The organism is Sphingomonas sp. 3P27F8 (assembly GCF_005502745.1).
Lineage (GTDB): Bacteria > Pseudomonadota > Alphaproteobacteria > Sphingomonadales > Sphingomonadaceae > Sphingomonas.
The window spans coordinates 186,722-203,772 of sequence record NZ_SCNL01000002.1 but is presented as its reverse complement, the minus strand read 5'-3'; the positions used below and the strand labels follow the sequence as shown (position 1 = coordinate 203,772).

Genomic DNA, 17,051 nt, shown 5'->3' with positions numbered 1-17,051 from the left:
GCTGAAGCCGCTAGGCGATGCGATCGGGGAATGCCATACGCGATTTTCGAAAACGAGCTGGAGAGCGTGATGAAGGGATCGGTGGCGATCGTGACGGGCGGGGGCACGGGCATCGGCGCGGCGGTGGTGCGTCGACTCGCGCGGCGCGGCGTATCCTGTGTCATCAACTATGCGCACAGCCAGGCCGAGGCGGAGGCGCTGGCCGACGAGGTGGGTGAGGGGGCGATCGCGGTGCAGGCGGATATCGTCGAGGATGCGGCATGCCGGGCGCTGGCGGCCGCCGCGCAGGAGCGGTTCGGGCGGATCGACTTCCTCGTCAACAACGCCGGGCGGACGAAGCACGTGGCGCATGAGCGGCTCGACGGGCTGGAGGCCGAGGACTTCATCGATATCTACCGGCTGAACACGATCGCCGCCTTTCAGATGACACGCGCGGCGGCAGCGGCGATGGCCGAAAGCCCGCACGGCGCCGTCGTGAATGTCGCCTCGGTCGCGGGGCTGCACGGGATCGGCTCCTCGATCGCTTATGCCGCGTCGAAGGGCGCGATGCTGACGATGACGCAGAGCCTGGCACGCGTGCTTGCGCCGCGCATTCGCGTCAACGCGGTCGCGCCTGGCTACGTCGGCACCGGATGGTTCGAAAAGGCGCTTGGCGCGGAGGGCAAGGCCGCGCTCGATTCGCGCATCGCGAGCATGACCCCGCTGGCGCTCGCTCCGCAGGCCGAAGAGATCGCCGGCCCGATCGAGATGCTGCTCGATCCGGCGACGCGCGCGATCACCGGCGAAGTGTGGCGGGTCGATGCCGGCGCGCATCTGGACGTGGGGCTAAGCCGCCGACCTGGCCGGGACATGGGGTGACGGAAAGGGGCTATAGACGGGTGGATAGCCGACGATCTTCAGACTGACGGCCATTCATTTCACGGTGCCAGGGGGTAGTGACCAACTTGCTGAGAGTGTTCCGAGCGCGCGCAGCCCGGCCGCTCGCGAACGCCATTACGCCAACGCCCCACGCCGCCGCACGACGCCCAGCCAGATCGTTACAAGCGCCAGCCCCGCCAGCGCCCCCGCGAGGAGGAAGGCCGCGCCCGGCAATCCGCGGTCGGCGCCGAACGCCAGCGATTGCGTCATCACGAGCGGGCCGACGATCGCGGCGATGCTGGAAAGGCTCGCCATGCCGCCCTGCAGCGCGCCTTGATGCGTTGCATCGACCCGGCTGGACAGGATCGCGTTGATCGACGGGAAAACCAGCCCCGCCAGCGCGCCGAACAGGATCAGGGTGTAAACCTCCCAGCCCCTGGTGGCGAACGCGATCAGGCAGAATTCCACCATGCCGACCGCAAGGCCGATCAACACCGTACGCTCCTCGCCGAAGCGCTTTATCGCGCGGCCGATCAGGAAGATCTGCACCAGCATCATCGCCGCGCCCGTCGCCGCCAGCGACCAGCCGATCGCCCGCCCGTCCCAGCCGAGCGCGATCTCGGCGTAAAACGCCCATGTCGCGGGATAGACCATGTGCGCGATCTGCCACAAAAGCGCGGCGGCCAGCAGCGGCGTGGCGCCGCCGGCGCGCAGCAGGGGGGCGAAGGCGCCGAACACATTGGCGCGCTTCCAGTCGAACGGCCTGCGGCGTTCCGGCGGCAGCGTTTCCGGCATGATGAACGCGATGGTCGTCGCATTGGCGAGCGCGAGGCAGGCTGCGGCGACGAACGGCGCGCGCGGCCCCAGTGTCGATAGCAGCCCCCCGATCGCGGGGCCGAGGATGAAGCCTGCGCCGAACGCCGCGCCGACCAGCCCGAACGTCGCGCCGCGCTTTTCAGGCGGCGTCACATCCGCGATCACGGCGTTGACCGGGCCATAGGTGGCGCCGGTGATGCCGGCGATGATACGACCCAGGAACAGCCAGCCGATCGTCGGCGCGAGCGCCATCAGCGCGTAATCGGCGGCGAAGGCGGTCATCGCCGACAGCAGCACCGCGCGCCGGCCGAACCGGTCGCCGAGATTGCCCAGGATCGGCCCGGCAAAGAATTGCGCCACCGCAAAGGCGATCAGCATGTAGCCGCCGATGCGCGTCGCCTGTGGCAGATCGACGCGCGCGAGATGAACGATCAGCGTCGGCAGCACGGGGATGACGATGCCGAAACCGATCGTGTCGATCAGGATCGCGGCAAGCGCGATCGGCACCGCGCGGTGGTGGAAACGCATCGAAACCCCTCTTGCGACGGCTCTGCACGGCCGCTTTCGTGATCGATCCGCACCATTCTAACGGCTGGCGGACGCGTTGTCCCTTTGCATATTGGATCGAGTCGTGCGATGCGGGCCGCCATACCCGATCTTCAGATTCGAACTTGTGGGAGTGATGTCGATGGCGACCGCCGCGAACCTGGACCGACCGTCAGACAGCCTGGAGAGCTTCCGACAGGAAGCGCGCGCATGGCTCGAGGCGAATTTCACGCCCGAACTGCGCGGCGCGGATAATGCCATGTCCGCCGTCGAGGGCCCTAGCGAAGAAACGCCGGCGCAGAGGAAATGGCGCGAGGCGATGGGCGATAAGGGCTGGGGCGTGCCGACCTGGCCGAAGGAATATGGCGGCGGCGGCCTTTCGCGCGAGGAAGCGCGCGTTCTGCAGGAGGAAATGGCGCGGATCGGGGCATGGAACCCGATCGGCGGCATGGGCGTGATGATGTTCGGCCCGACCTTGCTGGAATATGGCAACGAGGCGCAGAAGCGCGAACACATTCCCGGCATCGTGCGCGGCGAGGTGCGCTGGTGCCAGGGATATTCCGAACCGGGCGCCGGCTCTGACCTTGCCAGCCTGCAGACCTTCGCGGAGGACAAGGGCGATCACTATCTGGTCAACGGCCAGAAGACGTGGACGTCGGGCGGCCAGTGGGCGGATAAATGCTTCGCGCTCGTCCGCACCGACAAGTCACAGAAGCATGCGGGCATCAGCTTCCTGCTGATCGACATGACGAGCGACGGCGTGGAGACGCGCCCGATCCGCCTGATCTCCGGCTCGTCGCCGTTCTGCGAAACCTTCTTCACCAACGTGAAGGTGCCGAAGGAGAATCTCGTCGGCCGTGAAGGGCAGGGCTGGGAAATCGGCACGCGCCTGTTGCAGCATGAACGCAATTCGCTGTCGGGCGGCGGCGGTTCGGCCGGGCGGATGAGCCAGGGCACCAGCGTGCCGGAAATCGCCCGGAAATATCGCGGCACCGATGCGGAGGGGCGGCTCGATGACGCCGATCTGCGCACCCGCATCATCAAGCACGAAATGGATCAGCGGGCATTCGCGCTCACCTTGCGCCGCGCCGCGCTGGAGGCGAAGGGCAATGGCGGGCCATCCGCCGCGACCAGCGTGATGAAGAATGTCGGCGCGCGCATCATACAGGATCGTGCGGAGATCAACGTGGAGATCATGGGGATGCAGGGCCTGGGCTGGGAAGGCGAAGGCTTCTCAAGTGAGGAGCTTGAGCAGACGCGCACGTGGCTGATGGGCAAGGCGGTGTCGATTTACGGCGGCTCCAGCGAGATCCAGAACAACGTGATCGCCAAGCGCATCCTCGGAATGCTCGATCACCAGTAAATTCCTGCAATGATTCCGTTTGGGCGCATCGGGCGGAACCGGGCGCCCGGAAAGGGCAGGCGGGAGGAGAGCGCGTCAAGCGCTTTCCTCCGCGATAAAATCCGAAAGGCAAGACGATAATGGCCGCGTTGAACGAAGAACAAGTGATGCTGCGCGATATGGCGCGCGAATGGTCCGACAACGAAAGCCCGATCGCCGCATTCCGCAAACTGCGCGACAGCGGGGCCGGCAAGGGCTTCGATCCCGGGGCGTGGCAGGCGATCGGCGGGATGGGCTGGGCCGGAATCGTCATTCCCGAGGAGTTCGGCGGATCGGCGTTCGGTTATCTCTCGCTCGGGCTTGTCGTCGAGCAGCTTGGGCGCAACCTCGCCGCCTCGCCGCTCGCCTCGACGGCGGTCGCGGCCAGCGCGATCGTGATGGGTGGGTCGGACAGGGCGAAGAGCGAGTGGCTGCCCAAGCTTGCGTCAGGCGAGACGATCGCAACGCTCGCGATCGACGAGGGGGGCCACCATGATCTGAAGTTGGCGACCAGCGTTTCCGATGGAAAACTGAGCGGCGCGAAGAAATTCGTCGCGGAAGGGGACGGGGCGGACGTGTTTGTCGTCGCGGCCACCGACGGGCTTTATCTCGTCGCGAAGGGCGAGGGCGTGACCGTCGCGACGCGCCGGATGGCGGATAGCCGCAGCCATGCGGACGTGACGTTCACGAATGCGCCAGCCGAGAAACTGGGGGACACGGCGCTGACCCAGGCGATCGCCGATCGCGCCACCGCCGTCACCGCCGCCGAGATGCTGGGCATGGCGGAAAGCGCCTTCGGCCAGACGCTCGATTATCTCAAGCAGCGCGTGCAGTTCGGGCAGGTGCTGTCGACGTTCCAGGCCTTGCAGCATCGCATGGCGAAAATGCTCACCGAACTGGAACTGATGCGCTCGGCGGTCGAAGGCGCGCTGGAGGCGATCGACGCGGGCCGCTCCGATATCGATCAGGCCGTCAGCCTCGCCAAGGCTGTCGCCAACGATACGCTGCGCCTCGCCAGTCGCGAGATGGTGCAGCTTCATGGCGGTGTCGGGATGACCGACGAATATGCCGCCGGGCTTTATCTGAAACGCGCCGCGACGCTGGAGGCGATGTGGGGCACCGCATCATATCATCGCGATCGTTTCGGACGGCTCAACGGTTATTGAGAGGCGCAAGGCGGAGCAAATAAAACATAATGTTGCTCCGCGTTTTTAAGGTCGTGATTCAAGTTTCGGCACGATAACCTCGATCGGGAACGAGGAGAGGGCCGATGGAGAGGTCGACTGCCCCGCGCATCGCGGATGCGCGGGCCCTGGCATCGCGGCGGCGCGGGCTGACGCTCGCGTTGCTGACGATCACTTATTTCTTCAGCTTCATGGATCGGCAGATACTCGCCATCCTGCTCGAGCCGATCAAGGCGGATCTGAAGCTCAGCGACACGCAACTGGGCCTGCTTTCCGGGCTCGTCTTCGCGATTTTCTACGCAACGCTTGGCATCCCGGTGGCGCGCGTTGCGGATCGCGCGAACCGGCGCAACATCATCGCGATAAGCCTCGCATTGTGGAGCGGGGCGACCGCCGCTTGCGGACTGGCGCAGAATTTCGCGCAGCTGATGCTGGCGCGGATCGGCGTTGGCGTGGGCGAGGCGGGATCCGGGCCGCCGAGCCACTCGATCATCGCCGATCTTTATCCGCCGGAAAAGCGGGCCAGCGCGATGTCGATCTATTCGCTCGGCGTGCTGCTGGGCGGAGGCATGGGCATGGCGATCGGTGGCATCATCGCCAGCGCGCATGGCTGGCGCGCGGCGATGTTTGTCGTCGGGCTGCCGGGATTGCTGCTCGCGCTGATCGTGCGGCTGCTGGTGGTGGAGCCTCCACGCGGCCTCTCCGACGGGGGTGCGGTGCCCGAGCGCCATGCCGCGCCATCTCTTTTTCAGGGCATCACGTCGATCTGGCGTGATGCGGCGGCGAGGCACCTGATCGCCGGCATGACCGTCACCTCGCTGGTCGGTTACGCGGTGACGGGCTGGGGGCCGAGTTATATGCAGCGTTCGCTCGGTTTCTCGTTGCTCGATATATCGCGCTACGTTGCGCTCCCGGCCGCGCTGGTCGGTTCGGCCTCCGCCCTGATCGGCGGGTTCCTCGCCGACCGTGCCGCGCGGCGCTCCGGTATCTGGGCGCAAAGCCGCGTGGTCGCGGGGATGAAGGTGATCGCCTTCCCGTTCAGCATCGCGTTCTATTTCGTCGAGGATGCGTCGCTCGCGATCGGCTGCTATTTCGCGTCCTACATATTCGCCGGCGCCTACATCGGGCCGACTTTCTCGATGATCCAGCATCTCGCTCCACTGCGGCAGCGGGCGACCTGGGCGGCGCTGTCATTGCTGACAATCAATCTGCTTGGTCTGGGTATAGGGCCGCTCGCGGTCGGGCAGATCAGTGACTGGCTGCGGCCAGCCTATGGCGCCGAATCGCTGCGCTACGCGATGCTGGGCGTCTCGCTGCTGACGCCGTGGGCCGTTTACCATTATTGGCGGGCAGGCCATTTGATGCGTAAAATGTCCGAACAGCCTGTATAATTGTAAGAAACTCCTACCTTGGGCACTTGTTTTTAATGCTACCGCATCCTCGTTGATCGAGGGGCGGAATGGCGGATTCGGATGACGCGCCGGTCACTTTCTGGCGGGCAAGTGAAAGGTTTGCAGGACTAGTAACGGGGTTCCATCGCTTTCGTCTTGGATTACCCGTCGGCTCGGTTTTTCGTGACGTATTCTTTCCAAGCCTCGCTACCATTCGCTTCGGGATCGAGGGGCCGCAGCCTTGGTCGATGCGTCTGGGCGCACGCAAATTCGATATGCCGCTCGCCTCCTTCACCGGGCCGACCAGCGTGGCCGGCTGGATCGAGGCGACCGGGGGGACGGTCGTCGGCATCGGGATTCACGCGCAGGGGTGGGCGCGGCTGTTCGGCGGCGATCTTTCGGTTTATGCCAACCGCGTGGTCCCGCTCGCCAACCTGGACGGTTCCGCGCAGCGACTATTGGAGGCGCTCGATGGTGGCGAGCATCCGCCGATCGCGTTCGAGCGCTGGCTCGATCGCAGGCTCGCAACCGATCGCGCGCCTGACCCCTTGCTTGAACGGCTCGAAGCGATGATCGCGGACGTCGCCGTTATGCGAATTGAAACGCTGGCCGAGGAACTGCAGCTCACCTCCCGTCAGCTTTCCGTGCTGACGCGGCAGAATTTCGGGTTTACCCCCAAGCTGCTTTTGCGTCGCCGACGCTTTCTTCGCGCGCTCAGTGCGACGCTGGACGCGTCGCCCGAGGAATCCGGCGCGCTGCTGGCGGCGGCTGGCTATTGGGATCGCTCGCACTTTCTGCGCGACGCACACCTGTTTCTAGGGTGTTCGATCCGTGAATTTCGCCAGCGCCGCGGGCCGCTCAACGCGCTGGTAATGCGGACGCGCGCGGATGTGCTGGGCGCGGCGGTCTAGCCTTCGATCAAGCGATCGTCGAAAAGCCCGAAGGTGAGTGTGGAGGCATAAAGCGCGATGGCGCGTTCTCGCGGCATCGACCATGCCCATTTGCGCATATCAAACGCGGCGTTGAGAAACGCCATCAGCGCCTGCGCCGCTATCAACGAATCGACCGGGCGGATCGTCCCTTCCGCGATCCCATCGGAGATCGTGCCGGCGAAACGGCGTGCGATGCGGTTCGATCGCTCCACCATTACCTGCCGCACGCCGATCGGCAGCGCGGTTAGCGCCGTGGTGCGCAGCAGCGGCCCAAGCTCCGAGAATTGCACGTCAAGCAGCGTCGCAATCGTTCCCGCCAGGCGATCCCACTGGGTGCCGCCGCGTTCGTCAGCACGCTGCTGCGCGGTCGCGATCGTATCGAAGCTGCGCTTGTAACAAGCGACGACCAGATCGTCTTTGGCGTCAAGATGGTGATAGAAGCTGCCCTTGGTGACATTCAGCTCCGATGCGATCCGCTGCACCGAGGCGCCGCGATAGCCGAGTTCGTTGATGAGCCGCGTCGCCGCCAGCAGGAAGGCCTCGCGCCCGGGCACGGCCTCGTCATGCGGCAAGTCGACCGGAGCCGGGTTCCACACCGCACCGGAACCGGCGATGCCGTGGCGGAATACGTCCATCAGCCGCGCTTCGGCGCGTGCATATTGATCGGGATCGTACCGCACGAGCCACACCGGCAACCAGAAGGTGTTCTCCAGCAACACATGCGCGCGTGCGCCGTTCAGATCGGTCGTGCCGCGCGTGTCGGACGGCCCCCACAACAGCCGCGTACGGCGGAACACTTCCCGCCATTGTGCCATCAGGCGGGAGCGCACGGGCTCGTCCGTGGCACGCAGATCTGAGAGGCCGGCCATCTGCCGCTCCTCGCCTCGCTGCACCCGTGCAAGCCGTGCCATGTTCAGCACAAGATAACGCTCGACGCGCGCTTCCGGCGTCGATTCGAGCATCGATTCCTCGAGCATCTGAAGCAGATAGTCGAGCGTATGCTCGAACGCGGCTGCCGCCAGATCCTCCTTGCGTTTGAAATAATAGGTGACGCTGGTGGTGTTCAGGCCTACGCGTCGGGCAACGTCCGCGAAAGTCATGCCTTTCGCGCTTTGTTCGTTGATCGCGTCTGCGGCCGCGGCAAGGATCGCATCACGCTTCGCCCGGAAGCGCCGCGTGCTCGTATCCTCTCCTTGGCCGGTATCCCCCGTGCCGTGCATCCGAATACTCTTAGCATCTACATTTCGAAGAAACAGTCCTCTTTTCGTCAGCGCGCGACCGGCCGTTTCCGTTGGGGCAAAATGATGATTCATACGCTTTACCGAAAGATGGGTACGGTTTAGAGCCACTGCGAAACAGGCTTTGGAGGGATGTGATGGACTTCACGCTGAGCGAGCGCGAAACCTATTTCCGGGACCGGGTACGCGATTTCATTGATCAGCATATCCGCCCGCGGCAGGCCGAGTACGATCGCCAGCATCATGAAGGCGATCCGTGGAAGGTGATCCCGGTAATCGAGGAAGTGAAGGCCAAGGCCAAGGAGGCCGGCCTGTGGAATTTCTTCATGCCGCCGCATTCCGGCCAGCATCATGTTGACGACACGTTCGAGTTCGAGGGGACGCAGCTCACCAATCTCGAATATGCGCTGTGCGCCGAGGAGATGGGCAAGATCGGCTGGGCGAGCGAATGCTTCAATTGCTCGGCGCCCGATACCGGCAACATGGAAGTTCTTCACCGCTACGGCACGCGCGAGCAGAAGGAGCAGTGGCTCCGCCCGCTGATGAACGGTGAAATACGGTCCGTCTTCCTGATGACCGAGCCGCAGGTCGCCTCTTCCGACGCCACCAATATCGAGACCCGGATCGAGCGCGACGGCGATCATTATGTCATCAACGGCCGCAAATGGTGGTCTTCAGGCGTCGGCGATCCGCGTTGCAAGATCGGCATTCTGATGGGCAAGACCAGTTTCGAGGGTTCGCGCCACCAGCAGCAGAGCCAGATTCTCGTGCCGATGGACACGCCGGGTGTGAAGATCGAGCGGATGCTGTCCGTCTATGGCTATGACCATGCGCCGCACGGCCACGGCGAAGTGACGTTCACCAACGTCCGCGTGCCGGTGGAGAACCTGTTGCTGGGCGAGGGGCGCGGGTTCGAGATCGCGCAGGGCCGGCTCGGGCCGGGGCGTATCCACCATTGCATGCGCTCGATCGGCGTCGCCGAAGTCGGCATCGAGAAGATGGCCAGGCGGCTCGTGAGCCGGGTCGCATTCGGCAAGCGATTGTCGGATCACAGCGTATGGGAACAGCGCGTCGCCCGCGCCCGCATCGATATTGAGATGACGCGCCTGCTGTGCCTCAAGGCCGCCGACATGATGGACAAGGCAGGCAACAAGGCTGCGAAGCTGGAGATCGCGATGATCAAGGTTTATGCGCCCAACATGGCGTTGCAGATCCTGGACGATGCGGTGCAGGCCCATGGCGGCGGCGGCGTGGCGGAGGATTTCGGGTTGGCTCATGCCTGGGCCGCGATGCGCACCTTGCGGCTCGCGGACGGGCCGGATGAGGTGCACGCCCGCACGATCGCCCGCGACGAGTTCGGCAAATATGCCGACTGGAAAGCGGAGCGCCCGGCGGCGCATGGCGGCAGCGAGGTATCGAGTGGGGATATCGGCGTTTCGCGCTGATCGGCCGCATAAATGATGAAATGTAACGCCCCGGTCGCGGCCGGGGCGACGGAACCAGACAGGAGAGGCGCATGAAGGCCGCCGTATTGTTCGAAGCAAAGAAGCCGCTGGAAGTGACCGATGTGGTCGTTTCCAAACCTGGCGCGCACGAGGTGTTGATCCGCACCCTGGCGTGCGGCGTGTGCCGCTCCGATCTGCATTTCGTCGATGGCGCCTATCCGCATCCGCTGCCCGGCGTTCCGGGCCATGAGGCGGCAGGTATCGTCGAGGCGGTGGGTGACGAAGTGCGAACGGTGAAGCCGGGCGATCATGTCGTAACCTGCTTGTCGGTGTTCTGCGGACATTGCGAATTCTGCGTGACGGGGCGGATGTACCTCTGTCTTGGTGCAGAGACGCGTCGTGCTGCTGGATCGGAGCCGCGGCTGCGGCTGGCGAATGGCGACCCGGTCAATCAGATGCTCAACCTTTCGGCCTATGCCGAGATGATGCTGGTGCACGAGCATGCCTGTGTCGCGATCGATCGGGACATGCCGCTCGATCGCGCCGCGCTGATCGGCTGCGCGGTGACGACCGGGGCGGGCGCGGTGTTCAACACGACGGATGTATCGCCGGGCGAGACCGTATGCGTCGTCGGGTGCGGCGGCATTGGCCTGGCAGCGGTGAATGCCGCGAAGATCGCCGGCGCGGGCAAGATCATCGCGCTCGATCCCGTGCCGGAAAAGCGCGCCATCGCGGAGAAGCTGGGCGCCACGCACAGCTATGACCCGCTCGCGGACAATACGGTCGCCGAGGTGATCGAGCTGACAAAGGGCGGCGTCCACCATGCAATCGAGGCGGTTGGCCGCCCGCAATCGGCGGAAACCTCGGTGAAGGTGCTGCGGCGTGGTGGCACCGCGACTATCCTTGGCATGATGCCGCTCGGCGACAAGGTCGGCCTGTCGGCGATGGACTTGCTGTCGGGCAAGCGCCTGCAAGGTGGGATCATGGGATACAACCGCTTCCCGGTCGATATTCCGCGTCTGGTGAATTTCTACCAGCGCGGCCTGCTCGATCTCGACACGATCATCGCCGAGCGGCTGCCGCTCGCGCGGATTAACGACGCATTCGACGAACTCCGCAAGGGCGATTCCACCCGCAGCGTGATCGTGTTCGACCAGTGAGTGACGCGAGCCTGCAGGAAGAGATCGCCGATCGAGATCGCCTTGATACCGGTCGCCTCTCCGTTTGGATGGCCGACAACGTGCCGGATTACGCTGGCCCGCTGAGCTATGCCAAGTTTGCGGGCGGCCAGTCGAACCCCACCTACAAGCTTTCCACGCCGGGGCGCGATTATGTGTTGCGGCGCAAGCCGATGGGGGATCTGCTTCCTTCGGCGCATGCGGTGGACCGCGAATATCGCGTCATCGCGGGGCTTCACCCCACCGGCTTTCCGGTGCCGCGCCCGTTCGGCCTTTGCGAAGACGATGCGGTGATCGGATCGGCCTTTTACGTCATGGAAATGGTCGAGGGGCGGACGATCTGGGACGGCGCGTTCCCCGGCATGGATTCCGACACGCGGCGCGCGCATTACAACGCGATGATCGATACGCTGGCGGCGCTGCACAACGTCGATCACGTCGCCGCGGGGCTCGAGACCTTCGGACGCCCCGGCAATTACTTTGAGCGGCAGGTGTCGCGCTGGACCAAGCAATATCGCGGCGCTGAAACCGAGCATATGCAATCGATGGAGCAGCTGATCGAATTTCTGCCCCGCACGTTGCCGCCGCAGACGCGCACGTCGATCGTGCACGGCGACTATCGTTGCGATAACATGAAGTTCGCGCCTGGGCTGGAGCCACGCGTGACAGCTGTGCTGGATTGGGAGCTGTGCACCTTGGGGGATCCGATCGCGGACCTCTCCTATTTCCTCATCTCCTGGGTAACGGAGCCAGAGGGGCGCTCCGGCGTGATGGGGCTGACAGGGGAGGCGACGGGGATCCCGACCATCGAAGAGGTTGTCGCACGCTATTGTGAAAAGACCGGGCGACCAGAGGGATTGCCGGACCTTAACTGGTATATCGCGTTCAATCTCTTCCGCCTTGCCTCGATCGTGCAGGGGATCAAGAAGCGCTTCCTGATCGGTACAGCCTCCAATGCGAATGCAGAGGCGTCCAGCGCGCGGGTGCCGCTGCTGGCCGATGCCGCCTGGGCGTTCGCAGTCAAGGCCGGGGCATAATTGGAGGTACTGAGATGTCGCTGTTCGATCTGACCGGCAAGGTCGTGCTCATCACCGGTTCCTCGCGCGGGATCGGCAAGGCGTCCGCCATCGCCTGTGCTGAGCAGGGGGCCAAGGTGGTGATATCCAGCCGCAAGCAGGATGCCTGCGATGCGGTAGCGTCCGAGATCGACGCGCGTTTCGGCGCGGGCACGGCGATCGCGGTCGCCGCCAACATCTCCGACAAGGCGGGGCTCCAGCATCTGGTTGACGAGACGCGGCGCGCTTTCGGGCGGATCGACTGCCTGGTCTGCAACGCCGCGTCCAATCCCTATTACGGGCCGCAGGAAGGGATCGCGGACGAACAGTTCCGCAAGATCCTGGACAACAACATCGTGTCGAATCACTGGCTCATCACCATGGTCGCGCCCGAAATGAAGGAGCGGGGCGCCAGAGGTGACGAGGGGGGGTCGATCGTGATCGTCTCGTCTATCGGCGGGCTGCGCGGATCACCGATCATCGGTGCTTACTGCATCTCAAAGGCAGCCGATATGCAGCTCGCGCGCAATCTGGCGCATGAATACGGCAAGCACGGCATCCGCGTGAACTGCATCGCGCCGGGCCTTATCAAAACCGATTTCGCCAAGGCGCTGTGGGAGGATGAGGCGGCAGTGGCGGAGCGCAATCGCACCACGCCGCTACGCCGTATCGGCGAGCCGGAAGAGATCGCGGGCGCGGTCGTCTATCTCGCGTCGAAGGCGAGCGGCTTCATGACCGGGCAGGTGATGGTAATCGACGGCGGCGTTACGATTTAAGAGGAGAGTGCGGGGATGAGCAGGTTCACCGGCAAGTCGATCATCGTCACCGGCGCGGGCTCCGGCATCGGCCGCGCAGCCGCGACATTGTTTGCGGCGGAAGGCGGCAAGGTGATCGTCGCGGACGTGTCTGACAGCGTCGAGGAAACCGCGCGGGCGATTTGCGATGCGGGCGGGATGGCGGAGGCGATCCGTATGGACGCAGGGGCCGAGGACGATGTGATCCGGACGATCGCGCTCGCTGTCGATCGCTATGGCGGGCTCGACGTAATGTTCGCCAATGCCGGCATCTCGGGAGGGATGGCGAATATCTTCGACACAGATGTGTCGCTCATCACCGAGGTGTTGCGCGTCAATCTGATCGGCCCGTATCTGGCGATAAAGCATGCCGCACCCCGCATCGCCGAACGCGGCAGGGGCGCTATCGTCCTCACCGCCAGCGTGGCCGGCATCCGCTCCGGCGCGGGATCGCCGGCCTATTCCGCGTCAAAGGCGGGTGTCATCAATCTCGCGCAGGTTTCCGCGCAGCAGCTTGCGGGATCGAACGTGCGGGTCAACGCGATCTGCCCCGGCCTTACCGAGACGGGCATGACCAAACCGACCTTCGATTATGCGCGCGATGCGGGAAAGATGGATCGCGTTGGCCGTCTGAACCCGTTGCGCCGCGGCGCGCAGCCGGATGAACTCGCGAAGGTGGCGCTGTTCCTCGCTTCCGATGACGCCAGTTACGTCAACGGGCAGGCGATCGCGGTGGATGGCGGCTTGTCTTCCAGCCATCCGGTTACCAAGCAGGAATATGGGCGGACGGCTGTTTAGGGCGGGCTGACCCGCCTGCCCGGATAACCCGAAACAGCGTCGATGGCGGTCTTGAGCGGCAGAAGCCCATAAAGTGCCGAAAATCCTGGACCAGTTCGTGCGCAAGGCTCTGAAGATGGCGAGCTTTTTTGCAACGTTGTTTTCTGTGTCGGCGATCCTCGCGTCGGCACCGGTCGGCGCGCAGGCCGATCACTCCTTGCGTTGTGATGGAGCGGACACGGAGAGTTGTGCTTTCCTTCTTGCCGCTACCAGGGCGTTCACAGACATGCTCACGACGGCGGACCCGGAACCCCTGCGGCGCAATCTCGATCGACGAGCACTTTGGGTGTCGTCCGATGGCAAAGTGCGGTCCGGCGCTGAGTTTATCGAAGCGGTCCGTCGCGATAGACGGCGTGCAACGGCAAGGCTCGATCGTGCGGAAGTCCGGTTTTTTGACAACACTGCGGTTGTTTCATGGCAGGAATCGTGGACCGATCCAGATGCGGCGGTGAAGGCTGGCCACCTGGCTGGCGTGGACACCTGGGTAAAACGAGGCCAGCGCTGGCGCGTTGTTTCCACGGTTGAAACACCTCCGGCACTGTAGCTCGGTATTTTGGAACGGCCGCAATCGAGCGTTTCGGCGGCTATCGCCCCCCGACCACCCTCTCGTCCACCTACACCGCCCAGCGATCCACCACCTTCGCCAGTACGCCTAGCGGCACGCCGCCCGTCTGCACCACCGCGTCGTTGAAACCGCGCACGTCGAAGCGCGTCCCCAGCTTGGCTCTGGCCGCGTCTCGCAGGCGGTTGATCTCGTTGTGGCCGGTCTTGTAGCCGAGCGCCTGCCCCGGCCAGGTGCAATAGCGGTTGAGCTCGGATCGCGCCTGGCTGGCAGTGAAGCCGGTGGTGGCCATGAACCATTGCATCGCCTGATCCATCGTCCAGCGTTTGTGGTGGAGCCCGGTATCAGCGACAAGCCGCGCGGCCCGGAAGTTCATGGACTGGAGATAGCCGATTCGACCGAGCGGATCGTCGGCGTAGAAGCCGGTCTCGTCCGCGATCTGCTCGGCGTAGAGCCCCCAGCCTTCGGAATAAGCGTTGAAGCTAAGCAATGTGCGGATCAGCGGCAGATCAAAAGTATATTCACCCTGCCAGATATGCCCTGGAATCCCCTCATGGAAGGTGAGCGTGGGCAGGGAATAACGCGGCCAGATGCCGGTGTCGCGCAAGTTGATATAGTAGGTGCCCGGGATCTTGCCGTCCATCGAACCGGCGCCGGCATAGCCGTTGGGCGCGCCATCCTGGATCGCGGGCGGCACGCGCTTGATGTTCAGGTTGCCGTGCACGAGCTTGCCGAACGCCTTGGGCATCAGCGGGCGCACCTTGGCGACGACGGTGTTGAGATAGGCGAGAAGCGCGGCGCGGCCGGCGTCGGTGTTCGCGAAAAGCAGGTCGGGCCGTTTTCCGAGTTGGGTGAGCCGCTCGCCGGCAGTCCCCTGCGTCAGACCCTGCGCGCGAAGCAGCGGGTCCATCTCCGCCGCAAGCGCCTTGCACTGTTCCAGCCCGGCGGCGTGGATTTCCTCTGGCGTACGCTTGGTGGTGGTGCCGGCCTCGGCAAGCCAGCCGTAGATGTTTTCCGCATCAGGAACCTGCCACATGCCCGCCACATCCGGTGCTTTCGGGCGGAGCGCGACGAGGGCGTCGGCCTGCGCGGCAAGTGCCGGGGCGATCTCCCGCTCCGCGATGCGCGCGGCGCGGGCGGCCCAATCGCCGCTTAGATGCGCGGCGCGTGCCTTCTCGCCAAGCCCCGTGACGATCGACCACGCACCGGGCTTCTCCGCGCCGGCGCGCAACTGACGCGCGGTGATGTCGTTGAGGAAGTCCGGCAGATAAACGCCCTTTGCCGCGTCGGCCTTCAGCCGCTCGGTCTCGTCGCGCAGCTCCTTGGCATAGGCGCGCATCCGGGCGAGATACGCTTCCGCATCGGCGATCGAGGCGACCTGATGCTTGTTTTCCAGCATATCCGGCACGTCGACGAATGCCCCATTGCCCTGACTGACGATATACGGTGTCGAGCGGAAGCCGTTGGCGGATAGGAACGCCATATCGCCCACCGGCATCCGCCGCCAGCCGTCGAGCGCGATCTCGTACGCGACGGTGGCGGTCTCGACATGCGTGGTGACGACGGGGGAGAGGCGGGTCTGATCGATGGCGCGCAGCTCGGCGAGGCGGCTGGTGGCATCCGCCCGGCGCTGCGCCTCAGCTGCTGCGCTGTGATCCGACAGCATGGATTTGAGCGGTGCACGCTTGCCGGTGTCGATACCCAGCATCGCCGCATTCTCGGGGTAGGCGAGCAATAGTTGTTCGGCGTGGCGACCCAGCAGGTCCATGGCGGGCGCGTCACCTGGCGCGGTTGCAGCGCCGGCGCGGACGGGAAGGGCGGCAGTTGCGCCGAGCGCGGCGGCGGCCGTGACGAAACCGCGACGATCGAGCTGCATAGGATGTCCTCTGTTGGCTTGGTAACTCACGCGCGGGGCGTGCGCTGGCGGATCAGCCCTTCCTGCGCGACGGTGGCGACCAGCCGGCCATCGCGCGTGAAGATCTGGCCACGGTTCATCCCTCGTGCATGGCCCGCCCACGGGCTGTCGGTTGCGTAAAGCAGCCAGTCATCGGCGCGGAAATCCTCGTGCAGCCAGATCGCGTGATCGAGGCTGGCGGTCTGGAAGCCCGGCGTCGTCCAGTTCACCCCATGCGGGAGCATACAGGTGCCAAGCAGCGACATATCCGACGCGTAGGAGAGGATCGCGCGATGCATCGCCTGATCGTCGCCGATCGGCGCGACGACACGGAACCAGCTATGCTGGATCGGCGCGGTTGGCGTCGGCTCGAACCATTTGCGGGGATAGGCTGGCCGAATCTCGATTGGGCGCGGACGAGTGAGCTGGCGACGAAACTTCTCGTCGATGTTCACGCTTTCGCGCGCACGGATCTGCGCTTCGCTTTCCAGCGATTCGGGTGGAGGAACGTCGGGCATCGCATCCTGATGATGGAAGCCCTGCTCCGGCACCTGGAAAGACGCCGCCATGTTCAGGATCGGCGCGCCGCGCTGCATTGCGATGACACGGCGGGTAGCGAAGCTGCGTCCCTCGAAATCGCGCACGACGCGATAGATGATAGGGTAATTCTCGTCGCCCGCGCGCATGAAATAGGCGTGGAGGGAGTGCGCCGTCTTGGGCGCATCGGTCGAGCGCTGCGCCGCCTGCAACGCCTGCGCGATCACCTGTCCGCCGAATACGCGGCCCACGCCGCCACGCGACCGGCGCCCGCGATAAAGGTCGGTATCGATTTCCTCGACATCCAGCAGATCGACGAGATCGGCGGTGAGTTCTTCTGCGGTGGGCGGGGGATTCTCTGACACGCTGTTCGGCTCCTGCCTTTTCATCGTTTCGGTAGAAG

15 protein-coding genes are annotated in these 17,051 nt (G+C 64.7%); 11 read left to right on the top strand and 4 right to left on the bottom strand.

The annotated features are described in order from the left end of the window. The first annotated feature begins 30 nt into the window (after positions 1-30). Complete coding sequence (locus FFS35_RS03545; RefSeq protein ID WP_212742161.1) at positions 31-858, top strand: SDR family oxidoreductase; 828 nt, start codon at positions 31-33, stop codon at positions 856-858. A 135-nt stretch (positions 859-993) separates the two neighbouring features. Here FFS35_RS03545 and FFS35_RS03540 read toward each other — a convergent pair whose 3' ends face one another. Continuing rightward, a complete protein-coding gene (locus tag FFS35_RS03540) occupies positions 994-2,202 on the bottom strand; it encodes an MFS transporter (protein WP_171007491.1) in 1,209 nt (402 codons plus the stop codon). 160 nt (positions 2,203-2,362) lie between these two features. On the opposite strand from FFS35_RS03540, the gene FFS35_RS03535 reads away from it, so the two are divergent. From FFS35_RS03535 to FFS35_RS03520, 4 genes are all read left to right on the top strand, one after another. Continuing rightward, positions 2,363-3,583 (top strand): acyl-CoA dehydrogenase family protein, encoded by a 1,221-nt coding sequence (locus FFS35_RS03535; RefSeq protein ID WP_137785736.1) that lies wholly within the window; start codon positions 2,363-2,365, stop codon positions 3,581-3,583. 119 nt (positions 3,584-3,702) lie between these two features. Then, complete coding sequence (locus FFS35_RS03530; RefSeq protein ID WP_137785735.1) at positions 3,703-4,767, top strand: acyl-CoA dehydrogenase family protein; 1,065 nt, start codon at positions 3,703-3,705, stop codon at positions 4,765-4,767. A 104-nt stretch (positions 4,768-4,871) separates the two neighbouring features. Then, entirely contained in the window at positions 4,872-6,176 is a 1,305-nt protein-coding gene (locus FFS35_RS03525) for an MFS transporter (RefSeq protein WP_137785734.1), read from the top strand. A gap of 248 nt (positions 6,177-6,424) precedes the next feature. Beyond that, on the top strand, positions 6,425-7,087 hold the full coding sequence (locus FFS35_RS03520; protein ID WP_171007490.1) for a helix-turn-helix domain-containing protein: 663 nt from the start codon (positions 6,425-6,427) through the stop codon (positions 7,085-7,087). Here the strand turns inward: FFS35_RS03520 and FFS35_RS03515 are convergent. After that, positions 7,084-8,328: a TetR/AcrR family transcriptional regulator gene (locus FFS35_RS03515; RefSeq protein WP_137785732.1), complete on the bottom strand. Its 1,245-nt coding sequence runs from the start codon at positions 8,326-8,328 to the stop codon at positions 7,084-7,086. The two genes, FFS35_RS03520 and FFS35_RS03515, sit on opposite strands and share 4 nt — an antisense overlap. 155 nt (positions 8,329-8,483) lie before the next feature. Here FFS35_RS03515 and FFS35_RS03510 point away from each other — a divergent pair, with 155 nt between their 5' ends. The 6 genes from FFS35_RS03510 to FFS35_RS03485 all read left to right on the top strand — a co-directional run bounded on the left by FFS35_RS03510 (position 8,484) and on the right by FFS35_RS03485 (position 14,199). Next, on the top strand, positions 8,484-9,791 hold the full coding sequence (locus FFS35_RS03510) for an acyl-CoA dehydrogenase family protein (RefSeq protein WP_137785731.1): 1,308 nt from the start codon (positions 8,484-8,486) through the stop codon (positions 9,789-9,791). A 71-nt stretch (positions 9,792-9,862) separates the two neighbouring features. Continuing rightward, positions 9,863-10,951, top strand: a complete 1,089-nt coding sequence (locus FFS35_RS03505) for a Zn-dependent alcohol dehydrogenase (RefSeq protein WP_137785730.1) — start codon at positions 9,863-9,865, stop codon at positions 10,949-10,951. A gap of 68 nt (positions 10,952-11,019) precedes the next feature. Then, complete coding sequence (locus tag FFS35_RS03500; RefSeq protein ID WP_137785943.1) at positions 11,020-12,006, top strand: phosphotransferase family protein; 987 nt, start codon at positions 11,020-11,022, stop codon at positions 12,004-12,006. A 14-nt stretch (positions 12,007-12,020) separates the two neighbouring features. Further along, the gene (locus tag FFS35_RS03495) at positions 12,021-12,800 is read left to right on the top strand and encodes an SDR family oxidoreductase (RefSeq protein ID WP_137785729.1); all 780 of its coding nucleotides are present in this window, start codon (positions 12,021-12,023) and stop codon (positions 12,798-12,800) included. Positions 12,801-12,815: 15 nt separating this feature from the next. Beyond that, entirely contained in the window at positions 12,816-13,616 is an 801-nt protein-coding gene (locus FFS35_RS03490) for an SDR family NAD(P)-dependent oxidoreductase (RefSeq protein ID WP_137785728.1), read from the top strand. Positions 13,617-13,689: 73 nt separating this feature from the next. Next, a complete protein-coding gene (locus FFS35_RS03485; protein ID WP_137785727.1) occupies positions 13,690-14,199 on the top strand; it encodes a nuclear transport factor 2 family protein in 510 nt (169 codons plus the stop codon). A gap of 70 nt (positions 14,200-14,269) precedes the next feature. Here FFS35_RS03485 and FFS35_RS03480 read toward each other — a convergent pair whose 3' ends face one another. Both FFS35_RS03480 and FFS35_RS03475 read right to left on the bottom strand, forming a co-directional pair. Further along, on the bottom strand, positions 14,270-16,093 hold the full coding sequence (locus tag FFS35_RS03480) for a DUF885 family protein (RefSeq protein WP_137785726.1): 1,824 nt from the start codon (positions 16,091-16,093) through the stop codon (positions 14,270-14,272). 26 nt (positions 16,094-16,119) lie between these two features. Then, on the bottom strand, positions 16,120-17,037 hold the full coding sequence (locus FFS35_RS03475) for an acyl-CoA thioesterase II (protein WP_137785725.1): 918 nt from the start codon (positions 17,035-17,037) through the stop codon (positions 16,120-16,122). Between the last annotated feature and the right edge of the window lie 14 nt (positions 17,038-17,051).

Bases quoted from the DNA above. Each gene is read 5' to 3' on its own strand.
- FFS35_RS03505 (WP_137785730.1), top strand. From the start codon at position 9,863: ATGAAGGCCGCCGTATTGTTCGAAGCAAAGAAGCCGCTGGAAGTGACC.
- FFS35_RS03495 (WP_137785729.1), top strand. From the start codon at position 12,021: ATGTCGCTGTTCGATCTGACCGGCAAGGTCGTGCTCATCACCGGTTCC.
- FFS35_RS03540 (WP_171007491.1), bottom strand. From the start codon at position 2,202: ATGCGTTTCCACCACCGCGCGGTGCCGATCGCGCTTGCCGCGATCCTG.
- FFS35_RS03510 (WP_137785731.1), top strand. From the start codon at position 8,484: ATGGACTTCACGCTGAGCGAGCGCGAAACCTATTTCCGGGACCGGGTA.
- FFS35_RS03515 (WP_137785732.1), bottom strand. From the start codon at position 8,328: ATGCACGGCACGGGGGATACCGGCCAAGGAGAGGATACGAGCACGCGG.
- FFS35_RS03500 (WP_137785943.1), top strand. From the start codon at position 11,020: ATGGCCGACAACGTGCCGGATTACGCTGGCCCGCTGAGCTATGCCAAG.
- FFS35_RS03525 (WP_137785734.1), top strand. From the start codon at position 4,872: ATGGAGAGGTCGACTGCCCCGCGCATCGCGGATGCGCGGGCCCTGGCA.
- FFS35_RS03480 (WP_137785726.1), bottom strand. From the start codon at position 16,093: ATGCAGCTCGATCGTCGCGGTTTCGTCACGGCCGCCGCCGCGCTCGGC.
- FFS35_RS03530 (WP_137785735.1), top strand. From the start codon at position 3,703: ATGGCCGCGTTGAACGAAGAACAAGTGATGCTGCGCGATATGGCGCGC.
- FFS35_RS03535 (WP_137785736.1), top strand. From the start codon at position 2,363: ATGGCGACCGCCGCGAACCTGGACCGACCGTCAGACAGCCTGGAGAGC.
- FFS35_RS03545 (WP_212742161.1), top strand. From the start codon at position 31: ATGCCATACGCGATTTTCGAAAACGAGCTGGAGAGCGTGATGAAGGGA.
- FFS35_RS03490 (WP_137785728.1), top strand. From the start codon at position 12,816: ATGAGCAGGTTCACCGGCAAGTCGATCATCGTCACCGGCGCGGGCTCC.
- FFS35_RS03475 (WP_137785725.1), bottom strand. From the start codon at position 17,037: ATGAAAAGGCAGGAGCCGAACAGCGTGTCAGAGAATCCCCCGCCCACC.
- FFS35_RS03520 (WP_171007490.1), top strand. From the start codon at position 6,425: ATGCGTCTGGGCGCACGCAAATTCGATATGCCGCTCGCCTCCTTCACC.